This window comes from Flavobacterium dankookense (assembly GCF_004362665.1).
Lineage (GTDB): Bacteria > Bacteroidota > Bacteroidia > Flavobacteriales > Flavobacteriaceae > Flavobacterium > Flavobacterium dankookense.
In genome coordinates this window covers 19,423-39,477 of sequence record NZ_SNXR01000012.1, presented here as the reverse complement: position 1 = coordinate 39,477, position 20,055 = coordinate 19,423, and the positions used below count along the sequence as shown (strand labels likewise).

19 protein-coding genes are annotated in these 20,055 nt (G+C 33.5%); 17 read left to right on the top strand and 2 right to left on the bottom strand.

Annotated features, from left to right (window positions below):
- Positions 1 to 90 precede the first annotated feature (90 nt).
- The 5 genes from BC748_RS04215 to BC748_RS04195 all read left to right on the top strand — a co-directional run bounded on the left by BC748_RS04215 (position 91) and on the right by BC748_RS04195 (position 5,725).
- A complete protein-coding gene (locus BC748_RS04215) occupies positions 91 to 759 on the top strand; it encodes an SCO family protein (protein ID WP_133532226.1) in 669 nt (222 codons plus the stop codon).
- A gap of 81 nt (positions 760 to 840) precedes the next feature.
- Entirely contained in the window at positions 841 to 1,065 is a 225-nt protein-coding gene (locus BC748_RS04210; protein ID WP_425459545.1) for a FeoA family protein, read from the top strand.
- Between the two features lie 14 nt (positions 1,066 to 1,079).
- Positions 1,080 to 3,185: a ferrous iron transport protein B gene (gene feoB, locus BC748_RS04205; protein WP_133532224.1), complete on the top strand. Its 2,106-nt coding sequence runs from the start codon at positions 1,080 to 1,082 to the stop codon at positions 3,183 to 3,185.
- Between the two features lie 137 nt (positions 3,186 to 3,322).
- Positions 3,323 to 5,554 carry a TonB-dependent receptor family protein gene (locus BC748_RS04200; protein WP_133532223.1) on the top strand — a complete coding sequence of 744 codons (2,232 nt, stop codon included), beginning with the start codon at positions 3,323 to 3,325 and terminating at the stop codon, positions 5,552 to 5,554.
- Positions 5,555 to 5,599: 45 nt separating this feature from the next.
- Positions 5,600 to 5,725, top strand: a complete 126-nt coding sequence (locus BC748_RS04195) for a FeoB-associated Cys-rich membrane protein (protein WP_133532222.1) — start codon at positions 5,600 to 5,602, stop codon at positions 5,723 to 5,725.
- Here the strand turns inward: BC748_RS04195 and BC748_RS04190 are convergent.
- Together BC748_RS04190 and BC748_RS04185 are read right to left on the bottom strand one after the other, a co-directional pair.
- Positions 5,722 to 6,540, bottom strand: a complete 819-nt coding sequence (locus BC748_RS04190; RefSeq protein ID WP_133532221.1) for a ZIP family metal transporter — start codon at positions 6,538 to 6,540, stop codon at positions 5,722 to 5,724. The two genes, BC748_RS04195 and BC748_RS04190, sit on opposite strands and share 4 nt — an antisense overlap.
- 2 nt (positions 6,541 to 6,542) lie before the next feature.
- Positions 6,543 to 7,190: a metal-dependent transcriptional regulator gene (locus BC748_RS04185; RefSeq protein WP_133532220.1), complete on the bottom strand. Its 648-nt coding sequence runs from the start codon at positions 7,188 to 7,190 to the stop codon at positions 6,543 to 6,545.
- Positions 7,191 to 7,278: 88 nt separating this feature from the next.
- Between BC748_RS04185 and BC748_RS04180 the strand changes: the two genes are divergently transcribed.
- The 12 genes from BC748_RS04180 (at position 7,279) to BC748_RS04125 (ending at position 20,025) form a co-directional block, all read left to right on the top strand.
- A complete protein-coding gene (locus tag BC748_RS04180; RefSeq protein WP_133532219.1) occupies positions 7,279 to 9,321 on the top strand; it encodes a TonB-dependent receptor plug domain-containing protein in 2,043 nt (680 codons plus the stop codon).
- Positions 9,322 to 9,366: 45 nt separating this feature from the next.
- Complete coding sequence (locus BC748_RS04175; RefSeq protein ID WP_133532218.1) at positions 9,367 to 10,506, top strand: lycopene cyclase family protein; 1,140 nt, start codon at positions 9,367 to 9,369, stop codon at positions 10,504 to 10,506.
- A gap of 257 nt (positions 10,507 to 10,763) precedes the next feature.
- Positions 10,764 to 11,621: an ATP phosphoribosyltransferase gene (gene hisG / locus BC748_RS04170; RefSeq protein WP_133532217.1), complete on the top strand. Its 858-nt coding sequence runs from the start codon at positions 10,764 to 10,766 to the stop codon at positions 11,619 to 11,621.
- 105 nt (positions 11,622 to 11,726) lie between these two features.
- Positions 11,727 to 13,016: a histidinol dehydrogenase gene (gene hisD, locus BC748_RS04165; RefSeq protein ID WP_133532216.1), complete on the top strand. Its 1,290-nt coding sequence runs from the start codon at positions 11,727 to 11,729 to the stop codon at positions 13,014 to 13,016.
- Positions 13,009 to 14,022 carry a histidinol-phosphate transaminase gene (gene hisC, locus BC748_RS04160; protein ID WP_133532215.1) on the top strand — a complete coding sequence of 338 codons (1,014 nt, stop codon included), beginning with the start codon at positions 13,009 to 13,011 and terminating at the stop codon, positions 14,020 to 14,022. The genes hisD and hisC overlap by 8 nt, the downstream gene beginning before the upstream one ends.
- Positions 14,019 to 15,110, top strand: a complete 1,092-nt coding sequence (gene hisB, locus BC748_RS04155) for a bifunctional histidinol-phosphatase/imidazoleglycerol-phosphate dehydratase HisB (protein ID WP_133532214.1) — start codon at positions 14,019 to 14,021, stop codon at positions 15,108 to 15,110. The genes hisC and hisB overlap by 4 nt, the downstream gene beginning before the upstream one ends.
- Entirely contained in the window at positions 15,107 to 15,685 is a 579-nt protein-coding gene (gene hisH, locus BC748_RS04150) for an imidazole glycerol phosphate synthase subunit HisH (protein ID WP_133532213.1), read from the top strand. The genes hisB and hisH overlap by 4 nt, the downstream gene beginning before the upstream one ends.
- 106 nt (positions 15,686 to 15,791) lie before the next feature.
- Entirely contained in the window at positions 15,792 to 16,505 is a 714-nt protein-coding gene (hisA, locus tag BC748_RS04145; protein ID WP_133532212.1) for a 1-(5-phosphoribosyl)-5-[(5-phosphoribosylamino)methylideneamino]imidazole-4-carboxamide isomerase, read from the top strand.
- Complete coding sequence (gene hisF / locus BC748_RS04140; protein WP_133532211.1) at positions 16,499 to 17,251, top strand: imidazole glycerol phosphate synthase subunit HisF; 753 nt, start codon at positions 16,499 to 16,501, stop codon at positions 17,249 to 17,251. Before hisA ends, hisF begins: the two co-directional genes overlap by 7 nt.
- Entirely contained in the window at positions 17,248 to 17,838 is a 591-nt protein-coding gene (hisIE, locus tag BC748_RS04135; protein WP_133532210.1) for a bifunctional phosphoribosyl-AMP cyclohydrolase/phosphoribosyl-ATP diphosphatase HisIE, read from the top strand. Before hisF ends, hisIE begins: the two co-directional genes overlap by 4 nt.
- Before the next feature lie 234 nt (positions 17,839 to 18,072).
- The gene (locus BC748_RS04130; protein WP_133532209.1) at positions 18,073 to 19,461 is read left to right on the top strand and encodes an anthranilate synthase component I family protein; all 1,389 of its coding nucleotides are present in this window, start codon (positions 18,073 to 18,075) and stop codon (positions 19,459 to 19,461) included.
- A gap of 3 nt (positions 19,462 to 19,464) precedes the next feature.
- Positions 19,465 to 20,025, top strand: a complete 561-nt coding sequence (locus BC748_RS04125) for an anthranilate synthase component II (RefSeq protein WP_133532208.1) — start codon at positions 19,465 to 19,467, stop codon at positions 20,023 to 20,025.
- The last annotated feature ends 30 nt before the right edge of the window (positions 20,026 to 20,055 follow it).

Sequence of the window (20,055 nt, the reverse complement as noted above, 5' to 3'; positions counted from 1 at the left end):
TTATCATTTTTAACAAAATTATATGACTTGATAAACAAGTAAAAGTTCCATTTTGAAATTAGGCTTTTGTACTTTTGCAAAAAAAATAATATGCTTTCATTTTTTAAAAAATATAGGCTTTTCTTCCTCGGACTTTTTCTTTTTTCGGTAGTAACCATTTCTTTATTTTATAATGCTTTGAAACCAGAAAAAGAGTTGCCTATTTTTAATCCAGCTGAGGTAAATCCTGAATTGGTTGATAGCACAGTTCAACATGTTGGAAAATATCATAAGATAGCCGATTTTTCTTTCACCAATCAAAACGGAAAAACGGTTACTCAGAAAGACTATGAAGGGAAGATTTATGTGGCTGATTTTTTCTTTACTACTTGTCAAACGATTTGTCCAATAATGACGACAAACATGACTGAAGTTCAAAAAGCATTTAGCAACAATCCGAACGTGATGATTTTATCACATACCGTTACACCCGAAATTGACAGTGTTCCGGTTTTGAAAAAATATGCCTTGAAACAAGGTGTTGATGATAGCAAATGGAATATGGTTACTGGCGATAAAAAGGACATTTATTACATTGCAAGAAAATCCTATTTAGCAGTAAAAACGGGAAAACCTGAAGAAATGTATGATATGGTTCATACCGAAAACTTTGTTTTAGTTGATACAAAACGAAGAGTTCGCGGTTTTTACGACGGAACAAAAAAAGAAGACGTTCAGCGATTGATTGAAGATATCAATTGGTTATTGGAACAAGATTAATTTGCCAAAATTGATAATTATCATTCTTTTTCCTTTTGTATTTTCTACCTTTGAATTTTAATTCAATCTAAATAAGCGTTGATGACTACCATAGATTTACTGAAAATAGGACAAAAAGCAACCATTATTAATTTGGATGTTGAAAAAATCCCATTAAAATTATTAGAAATGGGTTGTTTGCCTGGCAATGAAGTAGAGGTTTTGCAAATTGCACCATTGGGCGATCCAATTTATTTAAACATAAATAATGGAAGTCATTTAGCAATTAGAATTGAAACCGCTCGTGAAATTGAAGTTGAAATTTAATCCACAAAAATTACATGAGTATTCAACAAATCAATGTAGCCTTGATAGGCAATCCAAATACAGGAAAAACTTCAGTTTTTAATCACCTTACTGGGTTAAATCAACAAGTAGGAAACTATCCGGGAATTACGGTGGATAAAAAATTAGGTTTTTGTAAATTACCCAATAATATAAAAGCAAACATTTTAGATTTACCTGGAACATATAGTTTAAACGCTAGTTCGATGGATGAAAATGTAGTTATCGAATTGCTTTTAAACAAAAATGATAAACTCTATCCTGATGTTGCCGTTGTCGTTACTGATGTTGAAAACCTAAAACGGAATTTATTACTTTTTACTCAAATTAAAGACTTAGAAATACCAACAATTTTAGTCATTAATATGTCTGATAGAATGAAAATTAAGGGAATTTCTCTTGATATAGCTCATTTAGAAGAACAACTTAAAACTAAAATTGTTTTGGTAAGTGCGAGGAAAAATATTGGAATAGATGTTTTGAAAGAAACGATTAGTAATTATAAAAACATATCTTCTGAACCTTGTTTAAATGCTTCGAGCATTGATGTTGAATATTTTAACAAGTTACGAAATACTTTTCCAAATCAATTGTTGTATAAATTATGGTTGGTTATTACGCAAGACGTTAATTTTGCTAACTTAGACCGAAATGAAATCAGGAATGCATACACAAAAACGCAAGCTGAATTAAAAAAACTTCAACAAAAAGAAACTATAAAACGGTATCAATTTATTAATGAAACGCTCAAAATTGGTTTAAAAATTGACACTGAAAAAGCCACTGATATTCGCGCAAAATTAGATAAAGTACTTACTCATAAAATATATGGTTATCTGATTTTCTTCGGAATATTATTTTTGATTTTTCAATCTATTTTTGATTGGTCCAGTATTCCAATGGATTTTATTGATAGTACTTTTGCAAATTTCGCCTCTTATACAAAAGAGCAACTTCCAGCTGGCATTTTTACAGATTTAATTGCTGAGGGAATCATTCCCGGAATAGGTGGAGTTGTTATTTTTATTCCACAAATCGCAATTTTATTTCTTTTCATTTCCATTTTAGAAGAAAGCGGTTATATGAGTCGAGTGGTTTTTTTGATGGATAAAATAATGCGAAAATTTGGTCTTTCTGGAAAAAGTGTAGTTCCATTAATTTCGGGAACAGCTTGTTCAATTCCAGCCATTATGAGTGCTAGAAACATTGAAAACTGGAAAGAAAGACTAATCACTATTTTAGTAACTCCATTTATAACTTGTTCTGCACGATTGCCGGTTTATGCTATTTTAATTGCTTTAATTATTCCTGAAAAAAGATTGTTCGGGATATTTAGTTTACAGGGAGCAACTTTAATGATACTGTACCTTTTAGGTTTTGGAATGGCTATTTTTTCAGCTTTTGTTTTAAACAAAACGTTGAAAATTTCAACCAAATCTTATTTTGTAGTTGAAATGCCAAGCTATAAAATCCCATTATTTAAAAACATTGTAATTAATGTAATAGAAAAAACCAAATCGTTTGTTTTTGGAGCAGGAAAAATAATTTTAGCATTATCTGTAATACTTTGGTTTTTGGCTTCTCATGGTCCAAACGATAAATTTAAGAATGCTGAAAAAATTATTGAAAAAGAGTTGTATTCTAGCACAAACAATATAAATCCAACGCTAATTTCAGATAGAGTAGCAGAGTATAAATTGGAGCATTCCTATATTGGTTATGCTGGAAAATTTATCGAACCAACAATCCAACCACTTGGTTATGATTGGAAAATTGGAATAGCAGTTGTAACATCATTTGCAGCTCGAGAAGTTTTTGTTGGAACATTAGCAACAATATATAGCGTAGGTAGTCAAAGTGAAGAAGAGGCTACTATAAAAAACCGCATGAATGCTGAGGTTCGTGCTGATGGAACCAAAATTTTTAATTTTGCAACAGGCGTTTCGTTACTACTTTTTTATGCTTTTGCCATGCAATGTATTTCAACTTTAGCTATTGTAAAAAAAGAAACTAATTCTTGGAAATGGCCAATATTTCAACTTATTTTCATGAGCGGATTTGCTTATTTCACCGCTTTTGTTGCTTATCAGCTTTTGAAATAACTAAACAAAAGTTAAATATTTTAAATTTTATTTTGATTATCAATTCATTACAAAACAGATTAAATTTTTATTATTTATAATTTGTCTAAATAAATATTAGATAGTATTTTTGCAGCATAGATTTAATCTAAATAAAAATGAAATTTACTTTATCGCTATTATTCGCCAGTTTTAGTTTAGTTATTTGTGCTCAAGAAAATGATTTAGCATTTAATGATACTATTAAAAAACTTTCTCAAGTAGTTGTTACAGCAAAACAACAAAGCCCTGAAAGAATGCCTGAAATAAAAGAAAATATTCTATTTTCAGGGAAGAAAAACGAAGTACTGAAACTTTCTAATATCAATGGAAATTTCACCACTAATAATGCAAGAGAAATTTTTTCAAGAGTTCCAGGAGTTACTATTTGGGAAAACGAAGGTTCAGGAATTCAAATCAACGTTGGTGTACGTGGTTTAAGCCCTAACAGAAGTTGGGAGTTAAATACTAGGCAAAACGGTTACGATATTTCATCTGATGTTTTTGGCTATCCAGAAGCCTATTACAATCCACCTTTAGAGGCAGTTGAAACGATTGAATTGGTTCGTGGTGGTTCATCTTTACAGTTTGGTCCACAATTTGGAGGAATGTTAAACTATAAATTAAAAAGAGAAACTAAAAAGAAATTTTCTTTTGAAACACAAAACACCGTTGGAAGTTATGGATTAATGAGTAGCTACAATGCTATTGGTGGAAATTTTGAAAAGTTTTCTTATTATGTTTACAATCATTCTAGAAGTGCTGATGGTTGGAGAAAAAATAGTGAATATACAGTAAGAAACACACATGCTTTTGTGGAATATCGTTTTACAAAAAACACAAAAGTTTCCGCAGAATATACCAATATGGATTATTCTATGCAACAAGCTGGAGGTTTAACAGATGAGCAATTTAATGATAACTCAAGACAATCGTCGAGAGAACGAAATTGGTTTGGAACACCTTGGAATGTGATTTCAGTCAATTTTGATACAAAAATTAGTGAACGTTTTACCTCCAATACAAAGTTTTTTGGACTTATTGGAGAGCGAAATAGCGTTGGTTTTACGGCTACACCAAATGTAGAAGATATTATTAATCCTGCAACTAATGATTATGCAAATAGGAGAGTTGACAGGGATTTTTATGAAAATTATGGAATAGAAAATCGGAATATTTTCAAATATAAATTAGGTAAAATTGACAATAATCTTGCCTTCGGTGTTCGTTTATACAAAGCTGATACAAGACGTGCTCAAGAAGGTCGAGGAACAACAGGTTCCGATTTTGATTTATCAATCGATGGTAAATTTGCTCGTGATTTAGATTTTACCACAGAGAATATTGCCGTTTTCGCTGAAAATCAATTTAAAGTTAGCGAAAAATTCAGTGTAACTCCTGGGGTTCGTTACGAATATATAAAAAACACTGGAGAAGGAAGATTTGGAATTAGTAGCGGAAATGATGTGATTTTTCCAAACAAAACCATTTCAAGAAGCCAACCATTATTTGGACTTGGACTAGAATATAAGTTCAGAACGACGAATATTTATGCTAATATAACTCAGGCATACAGACCAGTATTGTTTTCAGATTTAACACCTCCAGCGGTAACTGATGTAATTGATCCAAAATTAGAAGATGCAAATGGGTTCAATGCAGATTTAGGTTTTAGAGGAACTTATAAAAACTTTTTAAACTTTGATTTTAGTTTATTTTATTTAAGTTATAACAACAGAATTGGAGGAGTTAGACAATTTATAAATAATGATTCAACACAGGGAACATTTATTTATAGAACAAATCTAGGTGAAACCGTAAATAAAGGAATTGAAGGATTTTTCAATGTAAACGTTACCAAATTATTTGAAATAGAAAAGCCTTATGGAAACTTAGATGCTTTTGCAACAGTAAGTTTCATCGATAGTAGATACTCAGATTTTTCAATATATACTACTTCGGGAACGACACCAAACATAACAATATCTGAAACCAATTTATCTGGAAATAGAGTAGAAAATGCACCAAGATACATTCACAACTTTGGAATTTCTTGGAGCAATAACAATATTTCGGCTACAGCTCAGTATAAAATGTCTGGAAGAATTTTTACCGATGCAAACAATACTATAGCACCTTCAGCAAACGGTGTTACAGGTTTGCTAGACAAATACAGCGTATTTGATTTATCAACAGAATATAAATTCTTAAATAATTACAACATTAGAGCTGGAATTAATAATTTATTTAATGAAGATTATGCTACTCGTAGAGCTGGCGGTTATCCTGGACCAGGAATTTTGCCAGGAGAAGGCAGAACATTTTACATTTCAGTTGGTGCTAAACTTTAACAAATAAAGGTTCTCAAAATAGGAGAACCTTTTTACTTTTGTATTATGGATTTTCAAGAAATTTTGGTTTATATAGTTTTGGCAGTAGCAATCGTTTTTCTACTTAGAAAATTTGTTATTAAACCTAAAAGCAAAAAAGGAAAATGTGATACCGATTGCGGTTGTCACTAACCCAAAGCTACATCCAACGTCATCATTACAATAAATCCGCCGATAAATCCGAGAGTTGCAATATCGGTATTTTTGTCTTGTTGCGTTTCGGGAATTACTTCTTCAACAACTACAAATATCATCGCGCCAGCGGCAAAGGCCAAAGCATAAGGTAAGATTGGAATAAAGAACATCACAGCAACCGCACCTAAAACTCCTGCAATTGGCTCAACAATAGCTGATGCTTGTCCGTACATAAAACTCTTTCTTCGGCTCATTCCCATTCGTCGCAACGGCATTGAAACCGCAATTCCTTCTGGAAAATTTTGAATTCCAATTCCAATTGCCAAAGTCACTGCTCCAGCAATCGATGCTTCGGGAATGCCTGCAGCAACACCACCAAACAAAACTCCAACCGCCAAACCTTCGGGGATATTATGTAAAGTAATCGCTAAAACGAGTAAAGTTGTACGTTGCCAAGGCGATTTTATTCCTTCTGTTTCTTTGAAATTGATGTGTAAATGAGGTAATGTTTTGTCTAATGCAAAAATGAAAAGTGCGCCCATTAAAAACCCAACTGCAGCAGGAATTACTTTTACAAAACCTTCACCTTTACTCATTTCAATGGCTGGCGCTAACAAACTCCAAAAACTAGCAGCAACCATTACGCCACCAGTAAAACCAAGCATTCCATCAAGAACAACGCGGTTCATATTTTTGAAAAAGAACACAAATGACGCTCCAAGTGCCGTTAAAAACCATGTAAATAAAGTAGCATACAATGCAGCCAAAACCGGATTTATACTTTCGAAATAGTCTATTATTGTTTCAAACATAATTAGTGAACGTATAAGTTATTAGCAATTTTATTGGATATCGTAATTTCTTTTGAATTGACTTCGACAAGTAAAGTATCATCAAAACTTTCTTTCTCTTTGACAATGATTTTTGAACCTAATGCAATTTTTTGTTTGTCAAGATATTGCAAAAATTCAGATGAAGAATGTTTTACACCAACACATTGGTATTCTTTGCGTAATTCTACTTCTGAGAGCAACAATTTGTTTACTTTTTTAATCACTCCATTAACATCAGGAATTGGATCGCCATGCGGATCAAACGCAGGAAAATCCAAGTATTCATCCAATTTATTAATCAAAGTTTCCGATTTTATGTGTTCCAATTCTTCGGCAATATCATGAACTTCATCCCAAGCGAAACCCAATTTTTCTACCAAAAAAACTTCCCACAAACGGTGCTTCCGCACAATCATTTTGGCAGAACGAAAACCATTTTCAGTTAAGGTAACACCTTGATACTTTTGATAGGAAACTAAATCTTTGTCTGAAAGTTTTTTCAACATATCGGTAACCGAAGAGGCTTTGGTATCTAGCATTCCGGCAATAGCATTGGTATTCACTCCTTTTGGTGAAACTTGTGATAGATGATAAATAACTTTAATGTAATTCTCTTCTGAAATGGTCATCGTAAAATTTATTTAAGACAAATATAGAATTATATTTTTGCATTTATAAATATTATTTTTAGTTTTGTCTAAATTTTTATTTTGATAGATGAAAAACACATGGATATTTCTGTTGCTTTTGACTTTTTTTGGATATTCCCAAGAGAACGACACCATTCCTAATAAAACTGAAAACCAACTCGAAGAAGTGGTTATTTCTGGCACTTTGAAAGCGGTAAAAAGATTGGAAAATCCTGTTCCAGTGGAAGTTATTACGGCAACTTTTTTAAAACAAAATCCAACTTCGAATGTATTTGATGCTTTGCAAAATGTAAACGGCTTGCGTCCACAAAACAACTGCAATGTTTGCAATACTGGCGACATTAGAATTAACGGACTTGATGGTCCATATACAATGGTAACGATTGACGGAATGCCGATTGTTAGTGCGTTGGGAAGCGTTTATGGTTTGTCTGGAATTCCAAATTCGATGATAGAAAGAATTGAAGTCATAAAAGGTGCTGCTTCCACTTTATACGGTAGCGAAGCCGTTGGCGGATTGATTAACATCATTACCAAAAGACCAAAAGCTGTTCCGCAATTTACTGCAGATGTTTTCTCAACTTCTTGGCTCGAAAACAATATCGATTTGGGCTACAGAGCATCTTTTGGTAAAAATTTGGATGCTCTAATCGGCATTAATTATTTCAATTACAATCATCCAATTGACAACAACAATGATAATTTTACAGATATGTCGCTGCAAAACCGCGTGTCTGTTTTTAGTAAATGGAACTTCAACCGAAAATCAGAAAAAGAATTTAGTCTAGTTTCACGCTATTTATATGAAGATCGTTGGGGCGGCGAAATGCAATGGAATAAAAGTTTTCGAGGTGGAAGCGAAATTTATGCCGAAAGCATTTACACTTCACGTTGGGAACTTTTAGGAAGATATCAATTGCCAACAGCTGAAAAAATGTTTCTTCAATTTTCATTCATTGGTCACGACCAAAATTCGGTGTATGGGAATTCGTTTTATCTCGCCAATCAAAAAATTGCATTCGGACAATACCTTTGGGATAAAAACCTGAAAAATCATTCGTTGCTTTTTGGCGCAGCGTTTCGATATCAATATTACAACGACAATACGCCAGCAACCAATTCGAGTAATTCGTCCGAAATTTATAGCTTGTTTGCTCAAGACGAAATTCAATTTTCTGAAAAATCGAGTATTTTATTGGGTTCACGATACGATTATAATTCGGCTCACGGTTCGATTTTTACTCCAAGATTGGCTGTAAAATGGAAACCAACCACCAATGATATTTTGCGATTGAACTTTGGAACCGGTTTTAGAATTGTAAATTTATTTACCGAAGATCATCAAGCTTTATCGGGTTCGCGAGAAGTAATTTTAACCGAAAATCTAAAGCCTGAAACATCCTATAATTTGAATTTGAATTACTTAAAAAAATATGTTTTGAATAATTCTGGCATCATCAATCTTGAATTTTCAGCTTGGCATACCTATTTTACCAACAAGATTTTTGCCGATTATGATGTCAATCCCAATCAAATTGTTTACGATAATTTGAACGGTTATTCCAAAATTTTCGGACTAAGCACTAATGCCGATTGGATTACGCCTTTTGGGTTAAAAGCAATCGTTGGCGCCAGTTTTTTTGATGCCAAAACGAGGCAAGACAACCGAAAATTCACGCCGCTTTTCACCGAAAAATATACTTTAAATTGGGCAATAAACTATGAAATTCCAAATTGGTTTATATCGTTTGATTACACAGGAAATCTCACTGGAAGTATGCGTTTACCTTTGCTAGGTGAACTCGATCCAAGACGTGAATATTCGCTTCCGTTCAGCATTCAGAATATTCAAATCACATATAAAAAAATTCACGATTTAGAAATTTATTCGGGTGTAAAAAATCTTTTTGATTGGACACCCAATCGTGGAAATCCGTTTTTAATTGCCCGTGCCAATGATCCGTTTGATCAAAATGTACAATTTGATATGAATGGAAATGCGGTTCCAACTGCTGATAATCCATATGGTTTGACATTTGATCCAACCTATGCTTATGGACCAAATCAAGGAATTCGATTTTTTCTAGGATTTCGATATCATATTGATTAACATTTGTTTGATTTCAAATTCCTTTAGATTGCTTATTTTTGAACCATGCAACACTATCATTACATATTTACAGGTTCAGGTTTATCCGCATTGATGACGGTTTATGAAATGATTTTATCAAAAAAATTTAACGATAAATCCATTCTAATACTTGATCAAAACCCAAAAAAAAACAACGACAGAACTTGGTGTTTTTGGGATGAGAAACAATCTTTTGATGAAATAGTATCCAAAAAATGGGATGTGGCACTTTTTGCTGATGAAAACTTTCGAAGAGATTTAGATTTGCATCCGAATAAATATAAAATGATTCGCGGATTGGATTTTTACAATCTGGTTTTCGATTTAATTTCAAAGCAAAAAAATATCCGATTTGCAAACGAAAAAGTAATTGATTTTGAAGAACTTGGCAATCATTGTGTGGTAAAAACAGAAACGCAGAACTATACTTGCAACAAGATTTTTAATTCTATTTACAACCCACAAATTGTAAAAAATCAATCGAAATATCCGTTGTTGCAACAGCATTTTATCGGTTGGTTTATACAATCCGAAGAAAAAGTTTTCATTCCAGCCAAGGCAACTTTTATGGATTTTTCTGTGGAACAAAAAGGAAATACCCGATTTATGTATGTCTTGCCAACTTCCGAAACTGAAGCTTTATTGGAATATACTTTGTTTTCAAAAGACTTGCTTACTAAATCAGCATACGAAAACGAAATTCAAGATTACATCAAAAAACTAGGAATTACTAACTACAAAATCATCGAAAAAGAACAAGGAAACATCCCAATGACATGTTATGCTTTCTGGAAACACAACACTAAAAACATTGTCAATATTGGTTCTGCTGGTGGATGGACAAAAGCCAGCACTGGATATACTTTTGCCAATACCATAAAAAAATCAAAAGCATTAATTCAATTTTTATCGAAAGAAACCGATTTTAGAAAATTCCATAAAAAAGATAAGTTTTGGTTGTATGATTTACTCTTTATTGATGTTTTATTCCGAAGAAATGACTTAGGTTCAACCGTGTTTTCGGCTTTATTTAAAAAAGGAAATCCAACCTTAATTTTCAAATTTTTAGATGAAGAAACCTCGTTTTGGGAAGATTTACAAGTGATTTGGAAATGCCCGAAAGGACTTTTTGTAAGAGCATTATTGGGAAGATTATTTAGTTAATGAATACTTCTACAAATGTTAAACTTTATAAAAAACACCATTTCTTAAAAAAGTTATGTCTAGTTTTGTCCCATCAAAATAAAACAATGAACACGATTATTGCACAATTACATCATCATCATTCTTGCAACCAGGCGAGTTAATGATGTATTGTATCTAATCAAATCAACATAATTAAAAACCGTCTGAGTGTACTTAGACGGTTTTTTGTTTTTCAGCCCTTCGCAGTACATTCAGATTTTATCCAAAATTAAAAAATGAGTACTTTAAAAATTGCAGTTCAAAAAAGTGGCCGACTGAGTGAAAAATCACTACAACTTCTAGAAGAATGCGGTATCAAAATTTCTAATGGCGAACGAAAACTAAAAGCGGTTGCCCAAAACTTTCCAGTCGAAATTTTATTCTTGCGTGATGACGATATTCCACAATATGTAGAACAAGGCGTTGCCGATATCGGAATTCTTGGCGAAAATGAAGTGTGGGAAAAAGACAAAGAAGTTAAAATCATCCAACAATTAGGTTTTGCTGGTTGCCGAATGTCATTAGCAATCCCGAAAGATGAGGTTTATACCGATTTAAATTATTTCGAAGGCAAGCGAATTGCCACAAGTTATCCTAAAATTCTAACTGACTTTTTCACAAAAAACAACATTTCAGTTTTTATCGAAGAAATCAGCGGAAGTGTAGAAATCGCTACAAGTATTGGTCTAGCCGATGCTGTTTTTGATATTGTTAGCACCGGAAGTACTCTTTTAATGAATGGTTTAAAAGAAGTTGCAACCGTTACTAAAAGCGAAGCCGTTTTAATTTCAAATCCAAATCTAACACCAGAAAATCAAGCTATTTTAGATAAATTATTGTTCCGAATGCAAGCCGTTCGTCAAGGAAAACAGAACAAATATATTTTGCTAAATGCACCCAATTCAGCCATCGAAAAAATTTGTTCGTTATTACCCGGAATGAAATCACCAACTATTTTACCACTAGTCAACAAAGATTGGAGCAGTTTACATTCGGTTATCAAAGAAGACGATTATTGGGAAATTATTGAACAACTCAAAAATCTCGGAGCCGAAGGAATTTTGATTATTCCGATAGAAAAAATGATTCGATAATAGAAGCTTTTTGTCATTCTGAGGAACGAAGAATCACATTAGTTACTCACATTATGTGATTTCTCCTTCGTCGAAATGACAAAAAAATCTAAACTTTAATTTAATATGAAAACTTACATAAATCCAAATGCAGAACAATGGAATGAATTAGCAAAACGCAAAACCGTTGCCACAGCCGATTTAAAAGAAACCGTGAAAGCTGTTTTTAATGACATTCAAAAAAACGGAAGCAAAGCCGTAAAAAAATACACGAGTTATTTTGATGGCGTATCGATAGAAAATTTCGCAGTAACTGCATCAGAAATTGAAAATGCGGTTGCCCAAATTCCATCCGAATTGAAAAACGCTATTCAAGTTGCCGCAGATAATATTTCGAAATTTCACAGTTCTCAAAAAGAAATTCCGACCAAAATTGAAACTACTCCAGGAGTTTTTTGTTGGAGAGAAAGTCGTGCCATCGATACCATCGGAATTTATATTCCTGGCGGAACGGCGCCACTTTTTTCAACCGTTTTAATGTTGGCAATTCCAGCAAAATTAGCAGGTTGCAAGAACATAATTCTATGTTCACCACCAGATAAAAACGGCAACATCAATCCAGCAATTTTATATGCAGCACAATTGACAGGCGTAACGCAAATGTATAAAGTTGGAGGTATTCAAGCAATTGCAGCATTAACTTTTGGAACCGATGAAATTCCGAAAGTTTCCAAAATATTCGGACCAGGAAATCAATACGTGACGGCTGCAAAACAATATGCGCAACAATTAGGATTAGCTATCGATATGCCAGCTGGACCAAGTGAGTTATTAGTAATTGCCGACTCAAGTTGTGATCCAGAATTCGTAGCTTCCGATTTACTTTCACAAGCCGAACATGGTGGTGATAGTCAAGTAATTTTAGTTACAAATTCACAAGAAATTGTATCTAAAGTTAGTGAAGCAATCGAAAATCAGAAAGCTATTTTACCACGTCAAGCCACCGTTGAAAAAGCATTAGAAAACAGTCGTGCTATAATATTTGAAGACATTCAAATAGCAATTGAATTCAGTAATTTTTACGCACCAGAACATTTGATTTTGGCTATTGAAAATGCTGAAGATAAAATCAATTTAATCGAAAATGCTGGTTCGATTTTCATCGGAAATTATAGTTGCGAAAGTGCCGGAGATTACGCCAGCGGAACCAATCACACTTTACCGACAAATGGTTATGCTAAAAATTACAGCGGCGTTTCATTAGACAGTTTTGTAAAGAAAATTACGATTCAAAAACTGACTTCGCAAGGCATACAAAACCTCGGACCAACTATCGAAATTATGGCTGCAGCCGAACAATTAGACGCACACAAAAACGCCGTTTCCATCCGATTAAAAAAAATACAAAATGGATAATATCACCAATTTAATTCGAAAAAATATTCTCTCGCTTACGCCTTATTCGAGTGCGCGCGACGAGTACAAAAGCAATCAAGGTATCTTTTTGGATGCCAATGAAAATCCGTTTGGAAATTTAAATCGTTATCCTGATCCATACCAATGGCGCTTGAAGCAAATTTTAAGCAGTCAGAAAAAAGTCGGAATTGAAAACATATTAATTGGAAATGGAAGTGATGAAATTATTGATTTAGTCCAGCGTGTTTTTTGCGAACCCAACGAAGATAAAATAATCATTTGTCCGCCAACGTATGGCATGTATGAAGTTTACGGAAATATTAATAATCTAGAAATTATTTCCATTCCACTAACCGAAGATTTTCAGTTGAATTCGGAAGCAATTTTAGCGCAAAATGCCAAAGTTTTGTACTTGTGTTCGCCCAACAATCCAACTGGAAATTCATTAGAAAATCTAGAATACATCATTGAAAATTTCAACGGAATTGTGTTTTTAGACGAAGCTTATATTGACTTTAGTGAACAACCTTCTTTGGTTTCCAAAATCAAACAATTTCCAAATTTAATAGTTTCACAAACTTTTAGTAAAGCTCGAGGTTTAGCGGCAGTTCGTATTGGAATTGCTTATGCCAACGAGACCATTATTTCGATGATAAATAAAGTAAAACCGCCGTATAATGTCAGTCAGTTAAACCAAGAAGCAGCGGTAAAATCACTAGCTAGTGATGATGATTTTAAATCGAAAATACAACTTATTATTTCTGAACGAGAAATATTGAAACAATCACTTTTAGCATTGGATTTTGTGACTAAAATTTATCCTTCAGATGCCAATTTTTTACTAGTCGAAATGGAAAATGCCACTGCCATTTACAATAGTTTAATCGAACAACAAATCATCACACGCAATCGAAGTTCGGTAGTTGAAAACACCATTCGAATTACCATCGGAACACCAAGAGAAAACCAACAATTAATTTATGCACTTCAATTAGTTACATCATGAAAAAAGTATTATTTATAGATAGAGATGGCACGTTAATCATCGAACCGCCAATTGATTTACAAGTTGATAGTTTGGAAAAATTGGAGTTCTATCCCGAAGTTTTTCAGTATTTGTCACGCATTGCTAAAGAATTGGATTATGAGTTGGTTATAGTGACCAATCAAGACGGAATGGGAACTAATTCGTTTCCGGAAAATACGTTTTGGCCAGCACAAAATAAGATGATCAAAGCTTTCGAAAACGAGGGCATTCAATTTTCGGATGTGATTATTGATGTGTCTTTTCCAGAGCAAAATTTGCCAACTAGAAAACCTGGAACGGCATTATTGCAACAGTACATCAAAGGCAATTACGATTTGAAAAACTCGTTCGTTATTGGTGATAGAATTACCGATATTCAACTAGCAGAAAACTTAGGAAGTCAGGCGATTTTTATTTCGGCTACAGCCAATGAACGAGCGGTTTTATCAACGACTTCTTGGGAAAAAATATATCAATTTTTAAAGGAACAACCACGAGTAGCTGAATTAATTAGAAAAACTAAAGAAACCGAAATTGCTGTCGAAATCAATTTAGATGGTAACGGAAAAAGCAACATCAGCACCGGTTTAGGTTTTTTTGATCACATGTTAGACCAAATTGCTAAACACGGAAACATCGATTTGAACATCAACGTAAAAGGTGATTTGTATGTAGACGAACACCACACGATTGAAGATGTCGGAATTGCTTTGGGTGATGTTTTTGCGCAAGCATTGGGTTCTAAAAAGGGCATTACACGTTATGGATTTTTACTTCCAATGGATGATTGTTTGTCGCAAGTTGCTTTAGATTTTGGTGGTCGTTCTTGGTTGGTTTGGAATGCCAAATTCAACAGAGAAAAAATTGGAGAAATGCCCACCGAAATGTTCTCGCACTTTTTCAAATCGTTTTGCGATGGTGCCAAATGCAATTTGAATATTAAATGTGAGGGCGAAAACGAGCACCACAAAATAGAAGCTATTTTCAAAGCATTTGCGAAAGCGATCAAAATGGCAGTTCAAAAAGACGGTACAAACGGCATACCAAGCACCAAAGGAATATTATGATAGCTATTGTAAAATATAACGCAGGCAACATCACTTCGGTGAAAAATGCCATCGAACGATTGGGTTATTCGTGCATTGTTACCGATGATGAAACGATTTTGAAGTTAGCCGAAAAAGTGATTTTTCCTGGTGTTGGCGAAGCTAGTTCGGCGATGAATTATCTTAAAGAAAAAGGTTTGGATGAAGTCATAAAAAACCTCAAACAACCAGTTCTAGGAATTTGCCTTGGGCAACAGTTGATGTGCCAATTTTCAGAAGAAGGCAACACAGAATGTTTAGGAATTTTTGAAGCAACTGTAAAGAAATTTGAACCCAAATTAAAAGTGCCACACATGGGTTGGAATAACATTTCAAAGTTAAATTCTGAATTGTATAACGGAATTTCAGCCGATGAAAATTTCTATTTTGTACACAGTTTTTATGCCGAAATAAGTGAAGAAACCACAGCGGTTTGCGATTATATCGTTCCGTTTAGTGCTTCGATGCAAAAGGATAATTTCTATGCTACACAATTTCATCCTGAAAAATCATCTAGTGTTGGCGAACGATTATTATTAAACTTTTTGAAATTATAAATACGCAAAAAATTTAACCATTAAGATATTAAGTTTCCTTCAGATTCATACTTAATTTTCTTAAATCACTTAATGGTTTTAAAAAAAATTAAATGGTAAAAAAATTATGAGAATTATTCCAGCCATAGACATCATCAACGGAAAATGCGTCCGATTGACCAAAGGCGATTATGCCACACAAAAAATATATAACGAAAATCCGTTGGAAGTTGCCAAATATTTTGAAGATAACGGCATACAATACTTGCATTTAGTGGATTTGGATGGCGCAAAATCAAACCAAATTGTCAACCACAAAGTCTTGTATCAAATTGCAACAAAAACTAATTTGAAAATTGATTTTGGTGGCGGATTGAAACAACGAAAAGACCTAGAAATCGCTTTTGAAAATGGAGCTAATCAAATTACTGGCGGAAGCATTGCAGCCAAAAATCCAATCGAATTTTTAGATTGGTTAACTGAATTTGGAAGTGAAAAAATCATTTTGGGCGCCGATTGTTTGAATAGAAAAATTGCTACTCATGGTTGGTTAGAAACATCCGAAATTGATGTCGTCGATTATATTTCTGATTACGTTTCAAAAGGAATTTCGACAGTAATTTGTACAGACATTTCAAAAGACGGAATGCTTCAAGGAACGTCTAATGAATTGTATCAGAATATTTTAGAAAAAACAAAAGTGAATTTAATTGCTAGTGGTGGCGTTACAACTATTTCCGATTTAGAACTTTTAAAAACGATAGGTTGTGAAGGTGCCATCATCGGAAAAGCATTATACGAAGGCACAATCAAAATCGAAAATCTACGCGAATTATGTTAAAGAAAAGAATTATTCCGTGTTTGGATATTAAAGATGGACGCGTTGTAAAAGGCGTTCAATTTTTGGAATTAAAAGACGCAGGAAATCCTGTAGAATTGGCTTCGTTTTACTCTAAAAATGGTGCGGACGAATTGGTGTTTTTAGACATTTCTGCAACATTGGAAAAGCGAAAAACATTGGCTGAAATGGTAACGCAATTATCAAAAGAAATCAATATTCCGTTTACGGTTGGTGGCGGTATTCAATCGGTTGATGATGCGCGATTATTGCTACAATCTGGTGCTGATAAAGTAAGTATTAATTCGGCTGCCGTTTTAAATCCTGAGTTAATTACGCAAATTTCAGATGCATTTGGAAGTCAGAGTTTAGTCGTTGCTATCGACATCAAAAAAGTGGAAAATGATTGGTTTGTTTTCATCAAAGGCGGAACAGAATCAACTGGAATTTTAGCTATAGATTGGGCAAAAAAAGTCGAAAAATTAGGTGCAGGCGAATTATTAATTACTTCAATGAACAACGATGGTTCGAAAAACGGATTTGCACTAGAAATTACAAATGAAATTAGTAAAGCCGTTTCTATTCCAGTTATCGCTTCTGGTGGCGCAGGAAATTCGCAGCATTTTATAGATTTATTTACCAAAACCGAAGTCAGCGCCGGATTAGCAGCGAGTATTTTCCACTTTAATGAAGTGCCGATTTCCGAATTAAAAAACATTTTAAAAACTCAAAATATTCCCATCAGATGAAATTAGATTTCTCAAAAAACAACGGATTAATTCCAGTAATTATCCAAAATAATGAAACGCAACAGGTATTAATGTTGGGTTACATGAACGAAGAAGCGGTACAAAAAACACAAACTGAAAATGTGGTAACGTTCTTTAGTAGAAGTAAAAAGAGACTTTGGACCAAAGGTGAAACGTCTGGAAATTTTCTAAAAGTAGTTTCCATAAAAGAAGATTGCGATCAAGATGCATTGCTGATTCAAGTCATTCTAAACGGACCAACATGCCACAACGGAACTACTTCATGTTTTGCTACAGAACCTAAAATTCAGTTTTTAAACGAATTGGAAAACGTCATTGAAAACCGCATTTCGAACCCAAGTTCAGCATCGTATGTTGCTTCACTTTATCAAAAAGGCATCAACAAAATGGCCCAAAAAGTTGGTGAAGAAGCAGTTGAATTGGTAATCGAAGCCAAAGATGACAATAAAGATTTGTTTATTGGTGAAGCTGCCGATTTATTGTTTCATTATTTGATTTTACTTCAAGCTAAAAACATGAAATTAAATGATATAGAACAAGAATTGATGCGCAGGATGAAGAAATAATTTCATATAACAAATGTTAAAATTTAAAAAATAATGCAATTGCAATAAAATAATTCAATATGTTTGTACCGATTATGATGAACAAAATACAAAATACAAATTGGTGGCACATGACTAACTCCGTTCTTGGAATCGGTTGGTAACTGCTATTTGTAATTTTCTACAATATCTTCAAACCCGCTTTTCCAAGCGGGTTTTTTTTATGTCTAATTTTTCCAAAACAATTTAAAATATATGTATTCTTTTCAAACAAAATTTAAAAAAACGCTAAGCGATACACACACACCAGTGGAATTGTACTTGAAGTTGCGCGATAAATTTCCAACAAGTTTTTTGCTGGAAAGCTCTGATTATAAAAGCAAAGAAAACAGTTTTTCCTACTTGTGTTTTCAACCAATAGCTTCGTTTGTGGTAAAAAAAGAAACGGCAACACTTGATTTTCCTGATGGAACTAGTCAAGTAAAACCAACTAATGCTGTTGAAATTGCTTCAGAATTACATCAATTCACCACTTCTTTTCAGTCGGAAGATTTGAATTTGGGATTTGTCACCAACGGTTTATTTGGCTATACTTCTTATGATGCTATTCCGTTATTTGAAGACATTGAATTTAAAAATCAATCGTTTGATTTACCGTTAATGCAGTATCATTTGTTCCGATTTACCATTGTTTTTAATCATTTTAATAACGAGTTATTTATCCTAGAAAATCTTTTGCCCGATCAAAAATCAAATTTATCCGAACTCGTTGATTTGGTAGCCAATCGTGCGGTAACAACCTTTCATTTTAAGAAAATAAACGGCGAAACGTCTAATTTCAATGATGAAGAATTTTTAGAAAAAATTGCCATTGGTCAGCAACATTGTTTTCAAGGTGACGTATTTCAAGTAGTGCTTTCGCGAAAATTCAAACAACAATTTCAAGGCGATGAATTCAATGTTTACAGAGCTTTGCGTTCCATAAATCCATCGCCTTATTTATTTTACTTCGATTATGGAAATTTTAAAATTTTTGGTTCTTCGCCCGAAGCACAATTGACTATAAACAATCAAAAAGCCATTATCAACCCAATTGCAGGAACGTTTAAAAGAACTGGAAATTCAGACGATGATAAAATGTTGTCGGAAGCTTTACAAATGGATCCAAAAGAAAATGCCGAACACATCATGTTGGTCGATTTGGCACGAAACGATTTGAGTAAAAACAGTACTGAAGTAACTGTTGAACGATTTAAGGAAATCGAATTGTATTCGCACGTAATTCATATGGTTTCTAAAGTTAGTGCACAACTTAAAGACAATTTTAATCCTATTAAAATTCTTGGTGATACGTATCCAGCAGGAACTTTATCGGGTGCGCCAAAACATAGAGCGATGCAAATTATTGACGAAAACGAACCTGATAGTCGCGGTTTTTATGGTGGTGCGATTGGAATTATTGGATTAGATAAAACCTTCAATCACGCCATTTTTATTCGCTCTTTTTTGAGTTATAAAAACGAATTGACTTATCAAGCTGGATGTGGAATTGTAACAAAATCGGATGCGCAATCGGAACTTAATGAAGTAAATAACAAGCTAACGGCATTGCGAAAAGCAATTGATTTGGCGCAAATAATATAAGTTATGAAAGTATTAGTTATAGACAATTACGACTCGTTTGTGTACAATTTAGTTTGTATGATGCATAATTTGGTTGATGCCACAATCGATGTGGTGAAAAATGATAAAATAAATTTTAAAACCTTTCATTTGTATGATAAAATAGTGCTTTCTCCTGGTCCAGGAATTCCAGTAAATGCTGGAAAAATGATGGAAGTTTTAGAAAAAAATAAATCGGTTGCTATACTCGGAGTTTGTTTAGGTCATCAAGCTATTGCCGAATTTTCAGGTGGATTTTTACACAATTTAAGCGAACCTTTACACGGAATTGCCTCTACCATTTCTATCGAAAAAGACGATTATTTGTTTGAAAATATTCCGAAAAATTTCAAAGTTGGTCATTATCATTCATGGGTTGTAGCACCTTCAAACACCGCCGATTTTGAAGTATTAGCCAAAGATGAAAATCAAAATATTATGGCAATCAAACACAAAACATTCAATTGGCGTGGTGTACAATTTCATCCCGAGTCCGTTTTGACAGAACACGGAGCGCAAATTATCAACAATTGGTTAAAGAATTAGTTATGAAATCGCCTCTTACCTGCAGATTGC